General features: G+C 60.1%; 13 protein-coding genes. 8 read left to right on the top strand and 5 right to left on the bottom strand.

Translation table 11 applies throughout. The features are described from left to right. Positions 1-162: 162 nt before the first annotated feature. Positions 163-2,412, top strand: coding sequence for a heavy metal translocating P-type ATPase (locus CI070_RS05335; RefSeq protein WP_218823911.1), 2,250 nt, complete (start codon positions 163-165; stop codon positions 2,410-2,412). 34 nt (positions 2,413-2,446) lie between these two features. On the opposite strand, the gene recN is transcribed toward CI070_RS05335, so the two are convergent. Continuing rightward, complete coding sequence (recN, locus tag CI070_RS05330; RefSeq protein ID WP_094136522.1) at positions 2,447-4,105, bottom strand: DNA repair protein RecN; 1,659 nt, start codon at positions 4,103-4,105, stop codon at positions 2,447-2,449. A 64-nt stretch (positions 4,106-4,169) separates the two neighbouring features. On the opposite strand from recN, the gene CI070_RS05325 reads away from it, so the two are divergent. The 6 genes from CI070_RS05325 (at position 4,170) to CI070_RS13505 (ending at position 7,679) form a co-directional block, all read left to right on the top strand. Then, a complete protein-coding gene (locus CI070_RS05325) occupies positions 4,170-4,943 on the top strand; it encodes an MBL fold metallo-hydrolase (protein WP_179218409.1) in 774 nt (257 codons plus the stop codon). 26 nt (positions 4,944-4,969) lie between these two features. Continuing rightward, positions 4,970-5,764, top strand: a complete 795-nt coding sequence (locus CI070_RS05320) for a WecB/TagA/CpsF family glycosyltransferase (protein ID WP_179218408.1) — start codon at positions 4,970-4,972, stop codon at positions 5,762-5,764. A gap of 148 nt (positions 5,765-5,912) precedes the next feature. Further along, on the top strand, positions 5,913-6,617 hold the full coding sequence (locus CI070_RS05315) for an MmcQ/YjbR family DNA-binding protein (protein ID WP_094136519.1): 705 nt from the start codon (positions 5,913-5,915) through the stop codon (positions 6,615-6,617). 104 nt (positions 6,618-6,721) lie between these two features. After that, entirely contained in the window at positions 6,722-7,048 is a 327-nt protein-coding gene (locus CI070_RS05310) for a hypothetical protein (RefSeq protein WP_094136518.1), read from the top strand. A 78-nt stretch (positions 7,049-7,126) separates the two neighbouring features. Beyond that, entirely contained in the window at positions 7,127-7,456 is a 330-nt protein-coding gene (locus CI070_RS05305) for a hypothetical protein (protein ID WP_094136517.1), read from the top strand. 55 nt (positions 7,457-7,511) lie between these two features. Further along, positions 7,512-7,679 (top strand): hypothetical protein, encoded by a 168-nt coding sequence (locus tag CI070_RS13505; protein ID WP_164907846.1) that lies wholly within the window; start codon positions 7,512-7,514, stop codon positions 7,677-7,679. A gap of 93 nt (positions 7,680-7,772) precedes the next feature. On the opposite strand, the gene CI070_RS05295 is transcribed toward CI070_RS13505, so the two are convergent. The 4 genes from CI070_RS05295 to CI070_RS05280 are packed head-to-tail and all read right to left on the bottom strand — an operon-like array spanning position 7,773 to position 11,956. Then, positions 7,773-8,636 carry an LpxI family protein gene (locus tag CI070_RS05295; RefSeq protein ID WP_094136515.1) on the bottom strand — a complete coding sequence of 288 codons (864 nt, stop codon included), beginning with the start codon at positions 8,634-8,636 and terminating at the stop codon, positions 7,773-7,775. A 29-nt stretch (positions 8,637-8,665) separates the two neighbouring features. Continuing rightward, positions 8,666-9,940 carry a 2-oxo acid dehydrogenase subunit E2 gene (locus CI070_RS05290; protein ID WP_022197234.1) on the bottom strand — a complete coding sequence of 425 codons (1,275 nt, stop codon included), beginning with the start codon at positions 9,938-9,940 and terminating at the stop codon, positions 8,666-8,668. Positions 9,941-9,958: 18 nt separating this feature from the next. Beyond that, entirely contained in the window at positions 9,959-10,933 is a 975-nt protein-coding gene (locus CI070_RS05285; RefSeq protein WP_094136514.1) for an alpha-ketoacid dehydrogenase subunit beta, read from the bottom strand. Positions 10,934-10,954: 21 nt separating this feature from the next. Continuing rightward, positions 10,955-11,956 carry a thiamine pyrophosphate-dependent dehydrogenase E1 component subunit alpha gene (locus tag CI070_RS05280; protein ID WP_233465527.1) on the bottom strand — a complete coding sequence of 334 codons (1,002 nt, stop codon included), beginning with the start codon at positions 11,954-11,956 and terminating at the stop codon, positions 10,955-10,957. A gap of 594 nt (positions 11,957-12,550) precedes the next feature. Between CI070_RS05280 and CI070_RS05270 the strand changes: the two genes are divergently transcribed. After that, a partial coding sequence (locus tag CI070_RS05270; RefSeq protein WP_143245628.1) for an autotransporter family protein occupies positions 12,551-15,529 on the top strand: 2,979 nt, incomplete at its 3' end.

Genomic DNA, 15,529 nt, shown 5'->3' with positions numbered 1-15,529 from the left:
AAGGTGTTTGTTACTGGTACGGGGCTGCGGACGTTTTTTTGTCATTTTTTATCAGAAAGGGCTGAAGCCGCGAAAGCGGCTTGAGAAACGGAATAGATGTGTTAGAGCCAACTAACAGTATGGGGCCTTATCTGGACCCGGAACATCAGACACTCCGTTTTAATGACAATGGAAGAAAAGAACTATCTTGTTTCCGGCATGCATTGCGCCGGGTGTGCCGCCAAGGTGGAACGCGCCGTGGAGGGACTGGAGGGGGTGGAGCGCGTCGAGCTGAATTTGCTGACGGGGCGGATGACCGTTTTGTTTGAAAAGCCTGATTCCCCCGCCATGGAGCGGATAGCTCCGGTGGTGGAGAAAGCCGGCTTCCGCGTGGCGGATTGGAAGGAGCAGCCGCTTGCCGGAGCGCAGAAAGAGGAGAGGCAGGAACAGGAGGAAACGGGCGGCTCCCGCCTCGTCTGGTCCATTCTGCTGCTGGTCCCTTTGATGTATTTGTCCATGGGCCCCATGTGGAACTGGCCCGTTCCGGGAGGGAGTTGGGGCCTCTGGATGAATTGGTGGACGCAGTGTATTTTGACGGGCGCCGTCCTGTGGCTGAACCGGCATTATTTGATAAACGGCGTGTGGCAGCTTGTTGCGCTGTCTCCCAATATGGATTCCCTGATCGCCATCGGTTCCGGCTCCGCTTTTCTGTATGGGCTGTATTTGTTGGTTGCGGGGATGTGGCAGGGGTTCAGTGTGGATGGAATGGAGCTGTATTTTGAATCTGCGGCCATGATCGTCACCCTGATTTCCCTGGGGAAATACCTTGAACGCCGCTCTTGCCGGAAAACGAATGCCGCCGTAAAAGGGTTGGTGAAGCTGGTTCCCCAGGAGGCGCTGGTATGGCACGGCGGCGCGGAGCGCGCCGTTCCGCTGGATGAAATTCGTTCCGGGGACCTGGTGGTGGTGAAAACCGGGCAGCGGATTCCGGTGGACGGCATGATTGAAGAGGGGCAGGCGGCTCTGGATGAATCGGACCTGACGGGGGAAAGCATGCCTGCGGACAGGACGGCGGGGGACCGGGTAATCAGCGGAACGTTCAACCGGGCCGGGTATCTCAAAATCCGCGCGGAACGCGTGGGCGGGGATTCCACGCTGGCCCGCATGATCCGCCTGGTGGAGCAGGCCGGCCAGTCCAAGGCGCCCATTTCGCGTCTGGCGGACCGGGTATGCTATTTCTTTGTCCCTGCGGTCATTGCCGTTGCCCTGGTATCGCTGGTTGGGTGGATGGCCGCCGGGGAGGGGTTTTCCTTCGCCCTCGCCAGGGCCATTGCGGTGCTGGTGATTTCCTGCCCCTGCGTCCTGGGGCTCGCCACGCCTATTGCCATTATGGTGGGGACGGGCAGGGGCGCGCGGCTGGGCATTCTGTGCAAGTCCGCCGGAGCCCTGGAAGCCCTGAGCCGCGTGGATACCGTCGTTTTTGACAAGACGGGCACCCTGACGGAAGGGGAGCCGCGGGTAGTGGCCGTGCTGCCGGAGGAAGGCATGGATGCGGATGAGCTGGTGGAAATGGCGGCGGCTTTGGAACAGGGTTCGGAACATCCGGTGGGAAAGGCTGTTTATGAACACGCCAGGCTTCTGAATTTGCCCGTCCGCGCCGTGGCGGATTTGTCCGTGGTTCCTGGCCGCGGCATTGCCGGAACGGTGGACGGGGCGCCTTACGCGGTGGGCAATTCCGGATTCATGCGGGATAGGGGAATCTTCTGGAAGGAGGATGAAAGCCGCCTGCGGGAATTCATGCGGCAGGGCGCGTCCCCGCTGTATGTGGGCCGGGGGGGAAGCCCCGCCGGCGTCATCATGGTGGCGGATTCCCTGAAACCGGACAGCCGCGCGGCGGTGGACAGTCTGAAGCGGATGAACCTGCGCGTCGTCATGCTGACGGGGGACAACGCCGCCACGGCGCGGCATATGGCCGGAGAACTCCGCATTGACGAGGTGGTTTCCGACGTGCTTCCGGATGAAAAAGCCTCCCATGTGATGAAGATGGAGGAACGCGGGGACAGGGTGGCGATGGTGGGGGACGGCGTGAACGACGCCCCGGCGCTGGCCTGCGCCCGGGTGGGCATTTCCATGAAGTCCGGAACGGAGCTGGCGATGGAATCTTCCGACATCGTGCTGATGAAAAGCAACCCCGCTGGCGTGGCGGAAGCTCTCCAGCTGGGCCGCGCCACGCTGCTCATCATCAGGCAGAACCTCTTCTGGGCTTTCTTTTACAACATCATCGGCATTCCGCTGGCCGCCGGGTGTTTATATCCCGCCTTCGGCCTTACGCTGAATCCCATGCTTGCCGCCGGCGCGATGAGTTTGAGTTCCCTGTGCGTGGTATTCAACTCCCTGAGGCTGCGCAGATTCAACCCGCGCCTGGGGAAATAGGGCAGTTCTCCCCTCCCCTCCGGCGGTTTCCCGTTCATGAGGGCCGCAGCAGGGCCTGGGCCAGCGTGCGTGCGTGGTCTCCGCCGCCGCCCAGCATGCGGACCAGTTCATCCACCCGCTCTTCATGGCTCACCTCCCGCAGGCAGGAGATGGTGCGGTTGCCCGCGGAAGCTTTCTGAACCAGGTAATGATGGGAAGCCAGGGCCGCCACCTGCGGAAAGTGCGTGATGGAAATCACCTGGTGCCTGTTTCCAAGCTGCTGCATCTTGAATCCCACGGCCCGCGCCACTTCCCCGCCCACGTTGGCGTCTATTTCGTCAAACACCAGCAGGGGGGTGGAATCCTTGTGGGCCAGGGCGCTTTTAATCGCCAGCATGATGCGCGCCAGTTCCCCGCTGGAGGCAATCAGGCGGAGAGGCTTGGAAGGTTCCCCGGGATTGGGGCCAAACAGGAATTCCACCGTTTCCATTCCCTGTGAGCCCGGTTCCTGAAGGGGGGAGAGGCTCACTTCAAAGACGGCCTGGCGGAATCCCAGCTCCCGGGAGTGCCTGACGATGGAGGCCGCCAGCCTGGGAGCGGAGTCCTGGCGCGCTTTGGTCAGGGCCTGCCCGGCGGCGTCCATCTGCTTGCGCAAAACGGCGATGGAGGCCCTCAGCTCTTCCAGGCGTTCCGTGCGGTGTTCCATGCGGTCCAGGCGGCCGGCCGCCTCCTCCCTCCGGGAGCAGACGTCCTCAAAGGAGGGGCCGTATTTCATTTTCAGTGATTCCAGCAGGTTGATGCGTTCCTCCAGCTGGAAAAGCTCCCGGGGGTCGCAGTCCAGTTCGGCGGAATAATCCGCCAGGCGTCCCTCGATTTCCTTGAGTTCCAAATTCACTTCCGCCAGCGGGGCCAGCCACGCGGCGGTGGAAGCGTCCATGCGTTCCAGCTCATGGGCCGCCCGTGTCAGTTCCCTTAATTGGGTCCCCAGGCCGGGCACATCCGTTTCCTCCAGCATGGAAAGCATTTTGGAGACCTGTTCCCGGAGCCGGGTGCCGTTGCGGGCGCGCTGCCAGCGCTCTTCCAGCGTGAGCATTTCCTCCGGAGTGAAGGCGGCGGAATCTATTTCATCCACCTGGTGGCGCAGCAGTTCTATTTCCCGCGCGGTGGCCGCTTCCGCATGTTCCAGGTCATCGTAGGCCCGGCGCGCATCCTGCCATTGCCTCCAGGCGTCCGAATAGGCGTGCATCAGGGGGGCGTGCTCTCCAAAGGCGTCCAGCAGGGAAAGCTGCCTTTCCTGGGAGACCAGGGAGCGGTGGTCGCTGGGGCCATGCATGTCCACCAGGCAGGCCCCCGCTTCCCGCAGCAGGTTCAGGGTGCACGGGCTGTCGTTCAGAAACTGGCGGTTGGCCGTGGAGGAAATGAGGCGCTTGATGATCAGGTTGCCGTCTTCGCAGGGCGGGACGCCATGCTCGTTCAGAATGGCGTGCACGGGGGAGGATTCCGGCAGATGGAACACAGCTTCCACGCTGCATTGCTGTTCCCCGGAGCGGATAAGCGTTTTGTCCGCCCGCTCTCCCAGCGCCAGGCGTATGGCTCCAATGATGACGGATTTCCCCGCCCCCGTTTCCCCCGTGATGCAGATGAATCCGGAACTGGGTTCCCAGAGCAGCTGGTCCACGAGGGCCAGGTTTTTAATTTTCAGCAATGTAAGCATTCGGGCTTTGGATTTTGAATGCATTATGGCATCATTTGCTCTAAACGCAATCATGACCTCTGTGATGAACATTCTCTTTTTGGGCACAGGAACGTCCACCGGAGTGCCGCAGATAGGCTGCTCCTGCGCGGTCTGCACGTCTCCGGACCCCAGAAACAGGCGGTTGCGTTCTTCTGTTTATGTGGAGGCCGCGGGCGCCCGCCTCCTGCTGGATTCCTCCCCGGATTTGCGGCAGCAGGCCCTGCGGGAACATATCACGGACGTGGACGCCGTCCTTTATACGCATGCCCATGTGGATCACGTGGGAGGGTTTGATGATTTGCGCGCCTTCTGCTGGCGCCGGTCCGGCGGCCTGCCCATGTATGCTTCCCCCATGACGGTGGACGCTCTGCGGACCATGTACGGCTGGGCGTTCGTTCCCAAACCGGGGCGGAGCGGCTACGTCAGGCCGGAGCCTCATGAGGTGACGGCTCCGTTCCGTGTGGGGAACGTGCTGGCGACGCCCCTTCCGGTGCTCCATGCCGGGGTGGAGACATATGCCTATCTCCTGGAGGCGGAAGGCCGGAGCCTGGTTTACATGCCGGATGTGAAAAGCATCCCGGAACCGTCCCTGGAGAGGATGAAAGGAGTGGATCTGCTGATTATTGACGGGCTGCGTTATCATCTGCATCCCACGCACATGTGCCTGGAGGAAACGTTGGCCGCCATTGCCGCCGTCCGGCCCCGCCGCGCCGTGCTGACCCACCTGTCCCATGATATGGATTACGGGATTCTTTCCGGCAAGCTGCCGGAGAACGTCATGCCCGCGTACGACGGGCTGAGGCTGTCCCTGCCGTAATGCTCACGCTGCATGTTCATCAGGCCATGACTATTCCAGACAATTCTGACCGCCCCGGAGCGCGGATACCGTCCGAAACCAGAAACGTATTCGGCTTTTCCGTAGCCGTCAGTTCCGTGGAAGAGATGTCCGCCGCGCTGGCGGAACGCGCGCTGGAGGCGGAAGCTCCGTTTCTGGTGGCCGCGGCGGACGTCCATGTAGTGACCCGCGGCGTGCATGACCGGGACTACGGGAACATGCTGGAACGGATGGATGTGATTTGCCCGGACGGTATGCCGGTGGTGTGGAAGCTGAACAGGGGCCTTTCCCCCGGGGAAAGGGAAGCCCGCCGCGTGAGCGGGCCGGATCTGATGGAAGCGCTGGTGCGTTTGAATGTGCAGTATCCGGGCTTGCGCCATTTTTTGCTGGGCGGGGATGAAAAGCTGCTGAAAGCCCTGTCTGGGGCATTAAAGGAAAAATACCCCGGTTTTCAACTGGCCGGCTCGTATTCCCCTCCGTTCCGGCCTTGGACGGAAGAAGATCTGGAACACATGCGGAAGGCGGTCGCTTCAAGCGGGGCCAATGTGGTATGGGTGGGGCTGGGCTGCCCGAAACAGGAACGGTGGATGGCGGAGCAGAGGGAGTTGCTGTCCCCCGCGGTTTATGTGGGCGTAGGGGCGGCGTTCGCTTTTCATGCCGGTACGGTGAAACGGGCCCCGCGGTGGATGCAGAAGAACGGCCTAGAATGGCTGTACCGCATTTACCGGGAGCCGGGAAGGCTCCTCAGGCGGTACGTGAAGCACAACAGCCTGTTCGTGTGGTATGTGCTGACGGGCAGATGAAGCCGTTTTTCCGGCGCGCGTCCCGGAGTTGCGCCGCGGGGTATTTTATCCTTGTGCCGTTTTCGTGCGGTTTTATCATGATTCCGTCTGAATCTGAACGGCAACGGAGGGGGGCTTTCCCTTTTTTGTCTTTAACCCTGTTTTTCTTATGTTCTTTCGCCGTATTCCCCGGAAAAGCTGGTATGAAAAAGCTGTGGAACGCGTTTTCAGGGACAGGAAGCCGTGCATGGAAAAGCTGCTTTCCTTCGGTTGCGTTCGGGTGGAAAACGGTTTTCTGCACAGGGCGGCATTGCTGAACGGGCAGCTTTGCATGGAATTGGAAATACACGCGGACGGTTCCGTTCATGCAACGGTGCATCAGGAGGACGGGAAAAATATCCGGCATGCCGCCCCGGCAACGGAGGACAGGTTGCGGACAAGAACGCTCCGCAGGGAATATGAGGAAGAATTGTGGCATGTGGCGGAATGCTGCTTTGAACCTGATTTTTTCAAGGCGGCTCCTGCCCGGAGTCTCATCGCGCACATCCGGAAAGCTTACGGGGAAGAACTGGAATTCCTGTGGAGGAAGTTTCCGGGGAACGCAGTAGTGCGGCGGAAGGATACGGAAAAATGGTACGCCGCTTTTCTGGCTGTGCCGCGGTTGAAGCTGGGGGGAAGTTCACGGGAACGGGTTGAGGTGTTGAACCTGCGGGTTTGTCCCGGTGAATCCGGGGGGCTTGTGGATCATCGCAGCCGTTTTCCGGCCTACCATATGAATAAGAAAAACTGGGTGAGCTTTTGCCTGGATGGAACTGTTCCCTTTGAGGAACTGGCTGCGCGCCTGGAAACCAGCCGGAGGCTTGCCGGAAAGTAAGTTCCTCCGGGGCGGGATGCCGGGAGGAACCGCTTTCCCCCTTCCGGCCGGATGGCCGGGAAGGGGGTCTTGACCCGAAAAGAGAAGGAGCCTACAGTAAGGGCATGAACGTAGAGGAAAAAGCTCTGTCCACCTTCCGCACGGCGCCCTGGCGCCACAACTGCGCCCAGGCTGTCTGCGCGGCTCTGGGCAGGGAGGATTTGCTGGAAACCGTCTCCGCTTGCGGTACCGGAAAGGCTCCGGACGGCCTGTGCGGCGCGCTTTACGGGGCGCTGCTCTGTACGCCCGTGGAATCCAGAGAGGAGCTGAGGCGGCGGTTTGTGGAAAAGCTGGGTTATTCCTATTGCAGGGAATTGAAAAAAGAGGGGGCCGTGCCATGCCGGGATTGCGTTGCCGCTGCGGCGGTTCTGGCTTTTAACTTGAGGGAGTGAACGCAGAATGACACTGCCGGATTCATGGTTTTTCATGAAAAAAGAGTCTATTGGAATGAAACCAAATAGAATAACATCATGAAAAAATTGATCTATATGATAGCGGCAGCGGCCGTTGCGATTCCGGTGGTAGCCCTGGCCCAGGGAGCCTGCGGCAGCGGCTCCTGCTCCAAGGGAGACAAGGACATGGCTGAAGCCAAAGAGCACATGAAAGAAGGCGCCAAGGCCGCCAAAGACGCCGCCTCCGAAAAAATGAAGGAAGGCAGGCAGGTTGCCAAGGACGCTTACGAAAAGGGCAAGGAAACCGCCAGGGATGCTTATCAGGACACCCGGGACGCCGTTGACCATGCGGCGGACAGGGCTGCCGATAAGGCCGAGGCCGTAGGTGACGCCGTGAAAAACGGTTAATTCAAATGATCGACAATAAAAATATTTGCTTATTATGTGCGAATCCAAAGATCATATGAATAAAGGCTGCGGATGTGCGAACAATGCCGCTTCCGGAAAAATGGAGGAAGGCAAGCACAAGATGAAGGAGGCCTGCGAAAAAGGCAAGGAAGCCGTCAAGGACATGGCTGAGAGCGTGCGCGACAAGGCCAAATCCATGATGGACAAGGATAAGAATTCTTAGTCCCGGCGGCGGTTGAGGCAAGCCGTTTCCCATGCCTCCTCCCGTATGCGGGAATGGTCTCCCCTTGTCCGGATTTCCGGGCGAGGGGATTTTTTATGCAGGCCGGTCTTCCGGGGGAGGGCTGTCCTGTTCCACGGTTTGGAGGGCATGCAGGCTGATTTTATGCCTTTTGCATAATTCCGCCACCCGGCCGCGTTCCAGCAAAATAGTCTTGCCCGCTTCCAGGGCGATCTGCCTGACGCCGCATTCCGCGCACGTTTCAATGGTGACGGGGCCGACGGTGGGGATGTCAAAACGCATGTCGTGCCCCAGACGGGCCACTTTGGCCAGCGTGGCCGGTTTGCCGTTGCCCAGTTTCCCGCCGCGCCGTATGCAGTTGTTGGTGCCTTCAATCGCTTCCACGGCGATGACGGTGCCGCCGTGCACGATAACGGACTGCCCGATGTGGAGGCGGCTGATTTCCTTGGCCACCTGCATGCCGAAGCGGGCATCCTCCCATTGTTCAGGCGTGGGAAGCGGTCCGGCGATATGCCCCGGCTGCGGCATGTGTTCCTCCATGTAGGTGGAGGCCGGGAGGATGGTGAACCCTTCCTTTTCCGCTTCCGTGATGACGGCCCCAAGCAGGGAGTCCGCATTCTTTTCCGGCATGCGCATCAATACGGAAAGGGCGCGGAGATCCGGGCGTAGGGAGAGAATGTTCTTCGGATTGATGCCGCCGGCCATGATGACGTTCCTGACGCCGTGCTTTTTCAGGAAGGAAAACGGCTTGCTTATCTGGCCCACGCTGAATTCCTGGTAAGCGTCGCACAGGGGGATGACGGCGGGGTTGGTTTCCCCCTTGAACCCTACGGCCACGATACGCAATTCCGGCGTCCGGCGGCGTGCGCCCCGGACAATATATTCCGGATAAACGCCGTCTCCGGCTACCAGGCCTAATACGGGCGGGTCTGTTGTCATGCGGCGTGAAGCTGGGGGAACGGTGCTGGTTACAGGTATTCCGGGCGCTGGAGCAGTTCCGCCACGCGCTTGAGCAGGCGTCCGATGTCCGCTCCGTCCACCACGCGGTGGTCTCCCGTAGCCACGATGTTGGCCTTGGAAATGGGAATGAACGCCTCCACTTCGTCACTCCAGACCGGGGTTTTGGTGACGGCTCCCACCCCCAGGATAATGGATTCGCTGGGCATGGGCATGGGCGCGGCAAAGGTGAGGCCGAAGCCGCCGAAGTTGGTGACCGTGGCGATGCCCCCCGTGCTGTCTTCCGGCGCCAGCCTGCGGCGGCGCGCCTGGGCAATCAGCCTGTTATAGTCTTCCAGCAGTTCTTCCATCGTCCGTTCGTTCACGCGGCGCAGCACGGGAACCATGACGCCGTCCGCCACCTGGGCGGCGATGCCGATGTCAATCGTTTTGGGAGAAAGAATGTTTTCCCCCACCAGGTAGCCGGCGCATTCCGGGCTTTCCGCCAGGGCCAGGGCCAGGGCGCGGGCAAAGTACAGGGTGATGCCGGGCCGCAGCGGGGAATTCTGCCTGTGCTTGATGAGAGGATCCATGAATACGGGGCGCCCGGCGGAGGCCAGGGGGCGCGTCCAGCTGCGGCGCATGGCGTCCGCCACGGCCAGCCGCATGGAGGAGGCCTTGCGGTTCGGCCATTGGCTGACATATTCCAGGAATTCTTCCAGGTCGTCAATGGTGACGCGCCCGCCCGCCCCGGAACCGGAGATGAAAGCGATGTCGGAGGCTCTCATGCCCAATTCATCCATGCGCGCCTTCATCCGGGGGGACATGTAATGCGCGCCCTTCATGCCGGCGGGTACGGGAAGGCCGCGCACGCTGGGCTGGACTTTCAGGTCCGTTCCGTTTTCCTGGTAGGATTCCCCCGTCACTCCGAAATGGACGCCCGCGGGTTGTTCCTCCCGGGGAGGGGCGGAGGGCGCGGCCTGGGGAACGGATTCCGGACTGGCTGGAAGGGACGGCTGGGTGGAGTCTCCGGCCGGGGTCGCTCCGGAACGCTCAATTTCCTCTTCCGTGGCCTCAATCATGGCCATGCAGGCGCCGACCACGACGGATTCCCCTTCCTTGATGAACACATCGCTCAGGATGCCGCCGCACATGGTGGTGACCCCCATGGTGGCCTTGTTGGTTTCTACCTCAAAGATTTCCTGGTCGGCTTCTACGGTATCGCCCTGGGCCGCCAGCAGGCGCAGCACGGTGGCTTCCGCAATGGAATCCCCGAGCTGGGGCATCAGAATGGGTACTTTAGGCATGATGGAAACTGGGTTGAATCAAATGGATAAAAGATGGCGGATGGAGGCGGCGATGGATTCCAGCGTGGGGCGGTGCGCCTTCCAGAGGTTGGGGTGCTGGGGGATGGGGGTATCCCGCGCGTTGAGCTTCTGGGGCGGAGCGTCCAGCAGGTGGAAGCCTTCCGCGACAATGCGCGAAACAACCTCCGCCGTGACGCCGCCCCACGGAAAGTCTTCCCCGACGACCAGGACGCGGCCGGTGCGCGCTACGGAGGCGATGACGGTATCCATGTCCAGCGGGCGCACCGTCCGGAGATCCACGACCTCCACTTCATAGCCGCTTTCCTTTTCAAGCAGGTCTGCCGCGCGCACGGCTTCCGGCACCATGGCGCTGTACGCCACCACGGTGGCGTGTTTCCCCGTGCGGGCGATCCTGGCCATGCCGAACGGGATGGCCGGGGCTTCCCGGTAGTTGTCCTCCGCCTTCAGCCAGCGGTACAAGAATTTGTGTTCCAGAAAAATGACGGGGTCCGGAATTTCCACGGCCTGGCGCAGCATCCAGTAGGCATCCGCTACCGTGGCCGGAGTCATGACGTGCAGGCCCGGATAATGGGCGAACAAAGCCTCCAGGCTCTGGCTGTGGAAAGGGCCGGTGCCGGGGGTTCCCCCGCAGGGCAGGCGCACCGTAATGTTGGCGGGAACGCCCGTGCGGTAGTAATGGGTGGCCGCCATGTTGACAATCTGGTTGAAAGCGATCGTGCTGAAGTCGGCAAACTGTATTTCCATAATGGGCTTCTTGCCCATGACGGCGGCCCCGGTCACCATGCCGGCCATGGCGTCCTCACTGATGGGGGAGTCAATGACCCGGTCCGGGAACAGCTCCTTGAGGCCCTTGGTCGCTTTGAAAGCGCCGCCGAAAACGCCTATGTCCTGCCCGTACAGAAAGACGTCCCTGTCTTCCGTAAGCAGGTCTTTCTGGGCGTCGTGGATGGCATCAATGTATGTTACGCTCATGGGAATCTTCCGTTTGCTGGCTTAATAAGGTCTCCATACCGTGGCGTTCCAGTCTTCCCGGAAGGGGTCCGGCTCCGGTTCCCGCTGCGCGGTGGCTACGGCCAGCTGGACTTCGTCGGCATACTGTTTTTTCAGAGCCGCCGTTTCTTCCGGCGTGAGCCAGCCGGCTGCCAGCAGCTGCCGTTCCGCGACCGCCACGGGGTCTTTTTTTTCATATTCCTCTTTCAGCTCCCTGGGGATGTAGGAGGCGTCGTCATGCTCCCCGTGCCCGCACATGCGGAGGGTCTTGGCAAGCACCCACTGGGGCCCCCGGCCTTCCCTCGCGTTCTTGACGGCGGCCCGGAAGGTTTCCAGCGTGGCCATGAAGTCCGTGCCGTCCGTTTCATGCACGGTGAATCCGTAGCCGCGGCCCCTGTCCGCCAGGGAGGCTTCTCCGAATTCCCTGATATTGGGAGTAGAGTAGGCAAATTGATTATTGGTCACCACGAGCACCAGCGGCAGCCGCTCCACCTTCGCCATATTGGCGGCTTCATGGAAAGCTCCCGTGGACGTGGTGCCGTCTCCGCAGAAGGCCACTCCCACGGGGCCGGGCAGTTTGCCGTCCAGGCGCTTGGCGAAAAGGCAGCCGATGACGAAAGCCACCGTGCTGCCCAGATGGCTGATGGGAGCCATATAGCCTTCCGCGGGCAGGCCCCGGTGGACATTGCCGTCCCGCCCTTTCATGCATCCCAGGGCGGAACCCAGGTAGGCGCGCGCCGCTTCAATAATCGGTTCCCCCCAGGCGACGCGTGCCGCCTGTTCCCGGATGAACGGGGCGATGACATCGTAGCCGGCAGTCAGAAAGACGCCTCCGCACGCGGCAATCGCTTCATGCCCGCGGCCCAGATAAACGCCCCCCGTAATTTTGCCCGCTTTGTAAAGGCTGGAAATTTTGGTGTCGAAGGCCCGCGCCAGCAACATGGCCTTGAAAGCCCTGACGGCATTTTCCTTTAAGTCCGGTTGTGTAGTGTCGCAATGTGCCACCCCATTATTCTATATGCTGCATAAGGAAATGCAATGCCATTTCATGAAACTGCCTGAGACTTTATGTCCGCGGGAGCGGGGCCGCGCCGCAGGGCGGTCCCGGGCCGCCGGAAGCGCTTTTGCGTCTTCTGTTCCCGCCGCGGGAAACTTTTCGTGAACGCCGCCGGAACAGGGGGGCGGAGCACGCTTATTTTCCCCATGGCAGGGGCCGTGAAAGGCTCCTGCCGCCTTGTTGCAGCAGGAGTTCCCGCATGCCGTGCACGAGGGGCATTGACGATGCGTATTTCGAATCCGCTGTCAATCCTATTATTTTAGTAGGATATGCATTTTTTGTGCCGTCATGGAAAACGCGTGTTCTGTGTGAATGAGAAATGTATTGATAATAAAAAAATTGTATTTGTCTCTCATGATCCTTCGGATACTGGCCGCCGCTGTTCTCCGGGGGTAACGCGCGCCTGCCGTTTCACTGAGGACATATTTTGGGATAAGCGGGATATTTTCTAAGACTTTTCCTGTCAAACCGCAGCGTGAACAGCGGATTCGAAATCCGCTATTTAGCGGGCCTTCCAATATTAATGATTCTTTTTAAAAGATATGAGACTTATTCTTCCATTGCCGTTGCGCCGCTTCCTGCTGGGTCGTCTTCTGTTTTCCGTAACGCTGGCGACTGCCGCTTCCGGGGCGGAATTCGTGGTGGACGCCGCCCAGGCAACCAACCCGGGGCAGCATGTGTATAACACGCTTCAGGAACTGGCTGCTTCCGGAACGCTGTCTTCCGGGGATACCGTCATTCTGCACAATGACGATTTCTCGCTGACTGGCGGTCTGACGGTAGCCGTTAATTTCCGGTCCAATGATCCGGATACTTTCCGCACCATCGATTTGGCAAAATTGGGGGGAGGGGACTGTTTATATAGATTCAACTTCAATCCCTTTAGGCCCGACTCTTCTGGAGATCCCGATATGTCAGGAGTTCTTGACGTGAACGGAGTTGGCACTTTAATGCTGGATTCTATCATTCTGAGTAATGGTCGTGGCCTACAGATGGATGAGTACGCCCTTGCTACAAAAATAATAGGCGATATTCAATTTAAGAATTCTTCTGGGAGAGCCGCCATCTATGCCGAAAATGTCGTTTACGACGTCAATGCCAGCCTCAGAAGAGCTATCTCCCTGACATTGGAAGATAACACAGTTTTCTCCAATAATGATCGTGCTATAAAGATTTGTGATACAAGAATCGCAATAGGAGATAACGCCATATTCTCCGGTAATAGGGACGATACTGAAAAAGATGGCGGAGGTGCGATTTGGTGCAGAAATGGAGGTATCATCATAGGGGATAACGCCCTCTTCTCCGGCAATTATGTTGACATGGATTCACGAAACTCCTGGGGTGGAGTATTTTTAGATGACATAGGCGGAAGTACAATAACTGTAGGGGAGAATGCCCTTTTTATCGGCAACTATGTTTCTTCTAACTCCGGCTGTGCTACCGGTGGTGTGATGTGGGTCAGGAAGTATGGATTGTACGACAATGTTAAAGATACTGGGGCGATATCCATGGGAGCCAATGCTACATTCATCAATAATTATGCATTCAGTGATTCCGGCAATGCTTTTGGGGGTGTCATTTACTCTGACGCGGATATCTCTTTCAGCGACGGGGCAACTTTCATCAACAACTATGCCAAGACCTCAGGAGGAGCCATTGAATTAGGAGGGAAACTCGACCTTTTCGCCCTGACGAAGGACGTGCTTTTCAGCGGCAACATGACCGGGGGTGTTTTCACCCGCCATGACGACGGCAGCTTCTCCGTGAAAAACGGCATTGCCAATGCTATTTCCATGTCCGATTACTTGACTATTTCAGAACAGGTTGCTCCTGTGCCTACGCTGACATTTGCCGCGGCGCAGGGGCGTGAAATCCGCTTCAACGACCCGATTACCAGCCGGAATGAACACTCCGACCGTCCACTTACTCTCACGCTCAACCGTTACACGGATGAGGAAGGGAATGTCCAGGACACGGACGGAACCATCATCTTCAGCGGCGAACTCTACCAGGGGGATGAAGCCCACCTCGCTGCCAGCCGCTACAACAACTTCGTGGCCGACACCACCCTCTATGGCGGCTCCCTCCTGCTGAGCGGCAACGCCGTCTTCGGCAGGAAGCTTGAAGACATGCGGAATCTGGGCAATGACTCTTCTTCCCTGACGGTACGGCAGGGCACGCTGGAAATCACCGGAGGAAGCACGGCCAACGCCACCGCCTTCTCCCTCTCCGGCAGGGACGCCGTGCTGCGCCCCGGAGACAGCGCCTTCATCAACGCCAACACCGCCGACTTCTCCCGCGGCTTCACCTTCGACATGCGCCACCAGCTCCAGGCCGGGCCGGACTCCGGCCCGGGCCTGACATTATCCGCAGCCCAATCCTTCACGGCCGGAGGCCTTATCGGCGTGGCGGACACGGGCTCCAACGCCCCCTTCTTCTACGCGGACCGCTCCTGGAAACAGGACCGCGTCTTCCTCGTGCTGACGGACGCGGAACACACCCTTCAGGGAAACTTTGACGGGGTCGTCTCCCAGGCCACGGGAACGGACCGGGTGGACTCTCCCTACTCCTACACGGGAACCTGGAGCCACCGGTGGACGGACGCCGACGGGGACGGCTATGCCGAACAGCTCCAGCTGGTCTGGAAGGCGGACGGAACCCCCATCAGCAGCATTGACCCGGAACTGGCCGGTGAGCTGGCCTTCAACTCCCTCTGGAGCTCGGCCTCCAACGCGGCGGCCCTGGGCGGCAATGTCCTTTCCCGCCTGAACGCCTTCCGCCTGGCCGACAAGCATGCGCGCGACCTCTGGGCCATGGGCCTGGGAGACTTCGCCCGGCAGCGCAGCCGGGGAGGCGTGGACGGCTACGACTACAACGGAGGCGGCTACTCCGTGGGGGCGGACAGCGGGTTCGGCCATGACAACGGCATCTGGGGGATCGCCTTCGGCCAGCTCTACGGGCATGCCAAAAGCCGGGACTTCCAGGGCCGGAACACGCAGGACACCCGGATGGGCTCCCTGTACTGGGGCCGTCTGCTGGAAGAAAGCAGGCGCGCCCGCTGGACCTTCAAGGGAAGCCTCACGTGGGCGGAGACGCACAACAAAATGAACAGCCGCCTGGGCGGAGCTCCGGCATCCGCGGCCAAATGGAACAACGAAACGTGGCTGGCGCAGGCGGAAGTGTCCCGGACGGCGGACTATGCCGGAGGGTGGAGGCTGACGCCCTTCCTGAGGGTGGAATTCACGCACGGCACGCAGGACGCCTTCCGGGAACAGGGAGGGTACGGCCGTGATTTCGGAGGGGCGTCTCTGAAGCGCCTGTCCATTCCCGTGGGGCTGGAAATAGGCAGGACGGACGAATGGAAGGGAAAGCCGTGGGCACAGGCCCTGCGCGTGTCCTACGTGGGAGACGTCCTGCAGGACGTGCCGGAAGGAACGGTGTACAGCCCGTACAGCGACATGAGCTGGAGGGGGAGGGCGGTGAGCCTGGAACGGCACGGCCTGCGCGCGGAGTACAAC

Origin of the sequence: Akkermansia muciniphila (assembly GCF_900184965.1) — a bacterium.
Taxonomy (GTDB): domain Bacteria; phylum Verrucomicrobiota; class Verrucomicrobiia; order Verrucomicrobiales; family Akkermansiaceae; genus Akkermansia; species Akkermansia muciniphila_A.
The sequence above is the reverse complement of the archived record's forward strand: the minus strand, read 5'-3'. Positions and strand labels throughout refer to the sequence as shown.

What these genes read in the sequence shown, in the direction of transcription:
- CI070_RS05295 (WP_094136515.1), bottom strand. Translation starts at nt 8,636, where the DNA reads ATGACAACAGACCCGCCCGTATTAGGCCTGGTAGCCGGAGACGGCGTT.
- CI070_RS05305 (WP_094136517.1), top strand. Translation starts at nt 7,127, where the DNA reads ATGAAAAAATTGATCTATATGATAGCGGCAGCGGCCGTTGCGATTCCG.
- CI070_RS05310 (WP_094136518.1), top strand. Translation starts at nt 6,722, where the DNA reads ATGAACGTAGAGGAAAAAGCTCTGTCCACCTTCCGCACGGCGCCCTGG.
- CI070_RS05320 (WP_179218408.1), top strand. Translation starts at nt 4,970, where the DNA reads ATGACTATTCCAGACAATTCTGACCGCCCCGGAGCGCGGATACCGTCC.
- CI070_RS05285 (WP_094136514.1), bottom strand. Translation starts at nt 10,933, where the DNA reads ATGAGCGTAACATACATTGATGCCATCCACGACGCCCAGAAAGACCTG.
- CI070_RS05325 (WP_179218409.1), top strand. Translation starts at nt 4,170, where the DNA reads ATGAACATTCTCTTTTTGGGCACAGGAACGTCCACCGGAGTGCCGCAG.
- CI070_RS05315 (WP_094136519.1), top strand. Translation starts at nt 5,913, where the DNA reads ATGTTCTTTCGCCGTATTCCCCGGAAAAGCTGGTATGAAAAAGCTGTG.
- CI070_RS13505 (WP_164907846.1), top strand. Translation starts at nt 7,512, where the DNA reads ATGAATAAAGGCTGCGGATGTGCGAACAATGCCGCTTCCGGAAAAATG.
- recN (WP_094136522.1), bottom strand. Translation starts at nt 4,105, where the DNA reads ATGCTTACATTGCTGAAAATTAAAAACCTGGCCCTCGTGGACCAGCTG.
- CI070_RS05290 (WP_022197234.1), bottom strand. Translation starts at nt 9,940, where the DNA reads ATGCCTAAAGTACCCATTCTGATGCCCCAGCTCGGGGATTCCATTGCG.
- CI070_RS05335 (WP_218823911.1), top strand. Translation starts at nt 163, where the DNA reads ATGACAATGGAAGAAAAGAACTATCTTGTTTCCGGCATGCATTGCGCC.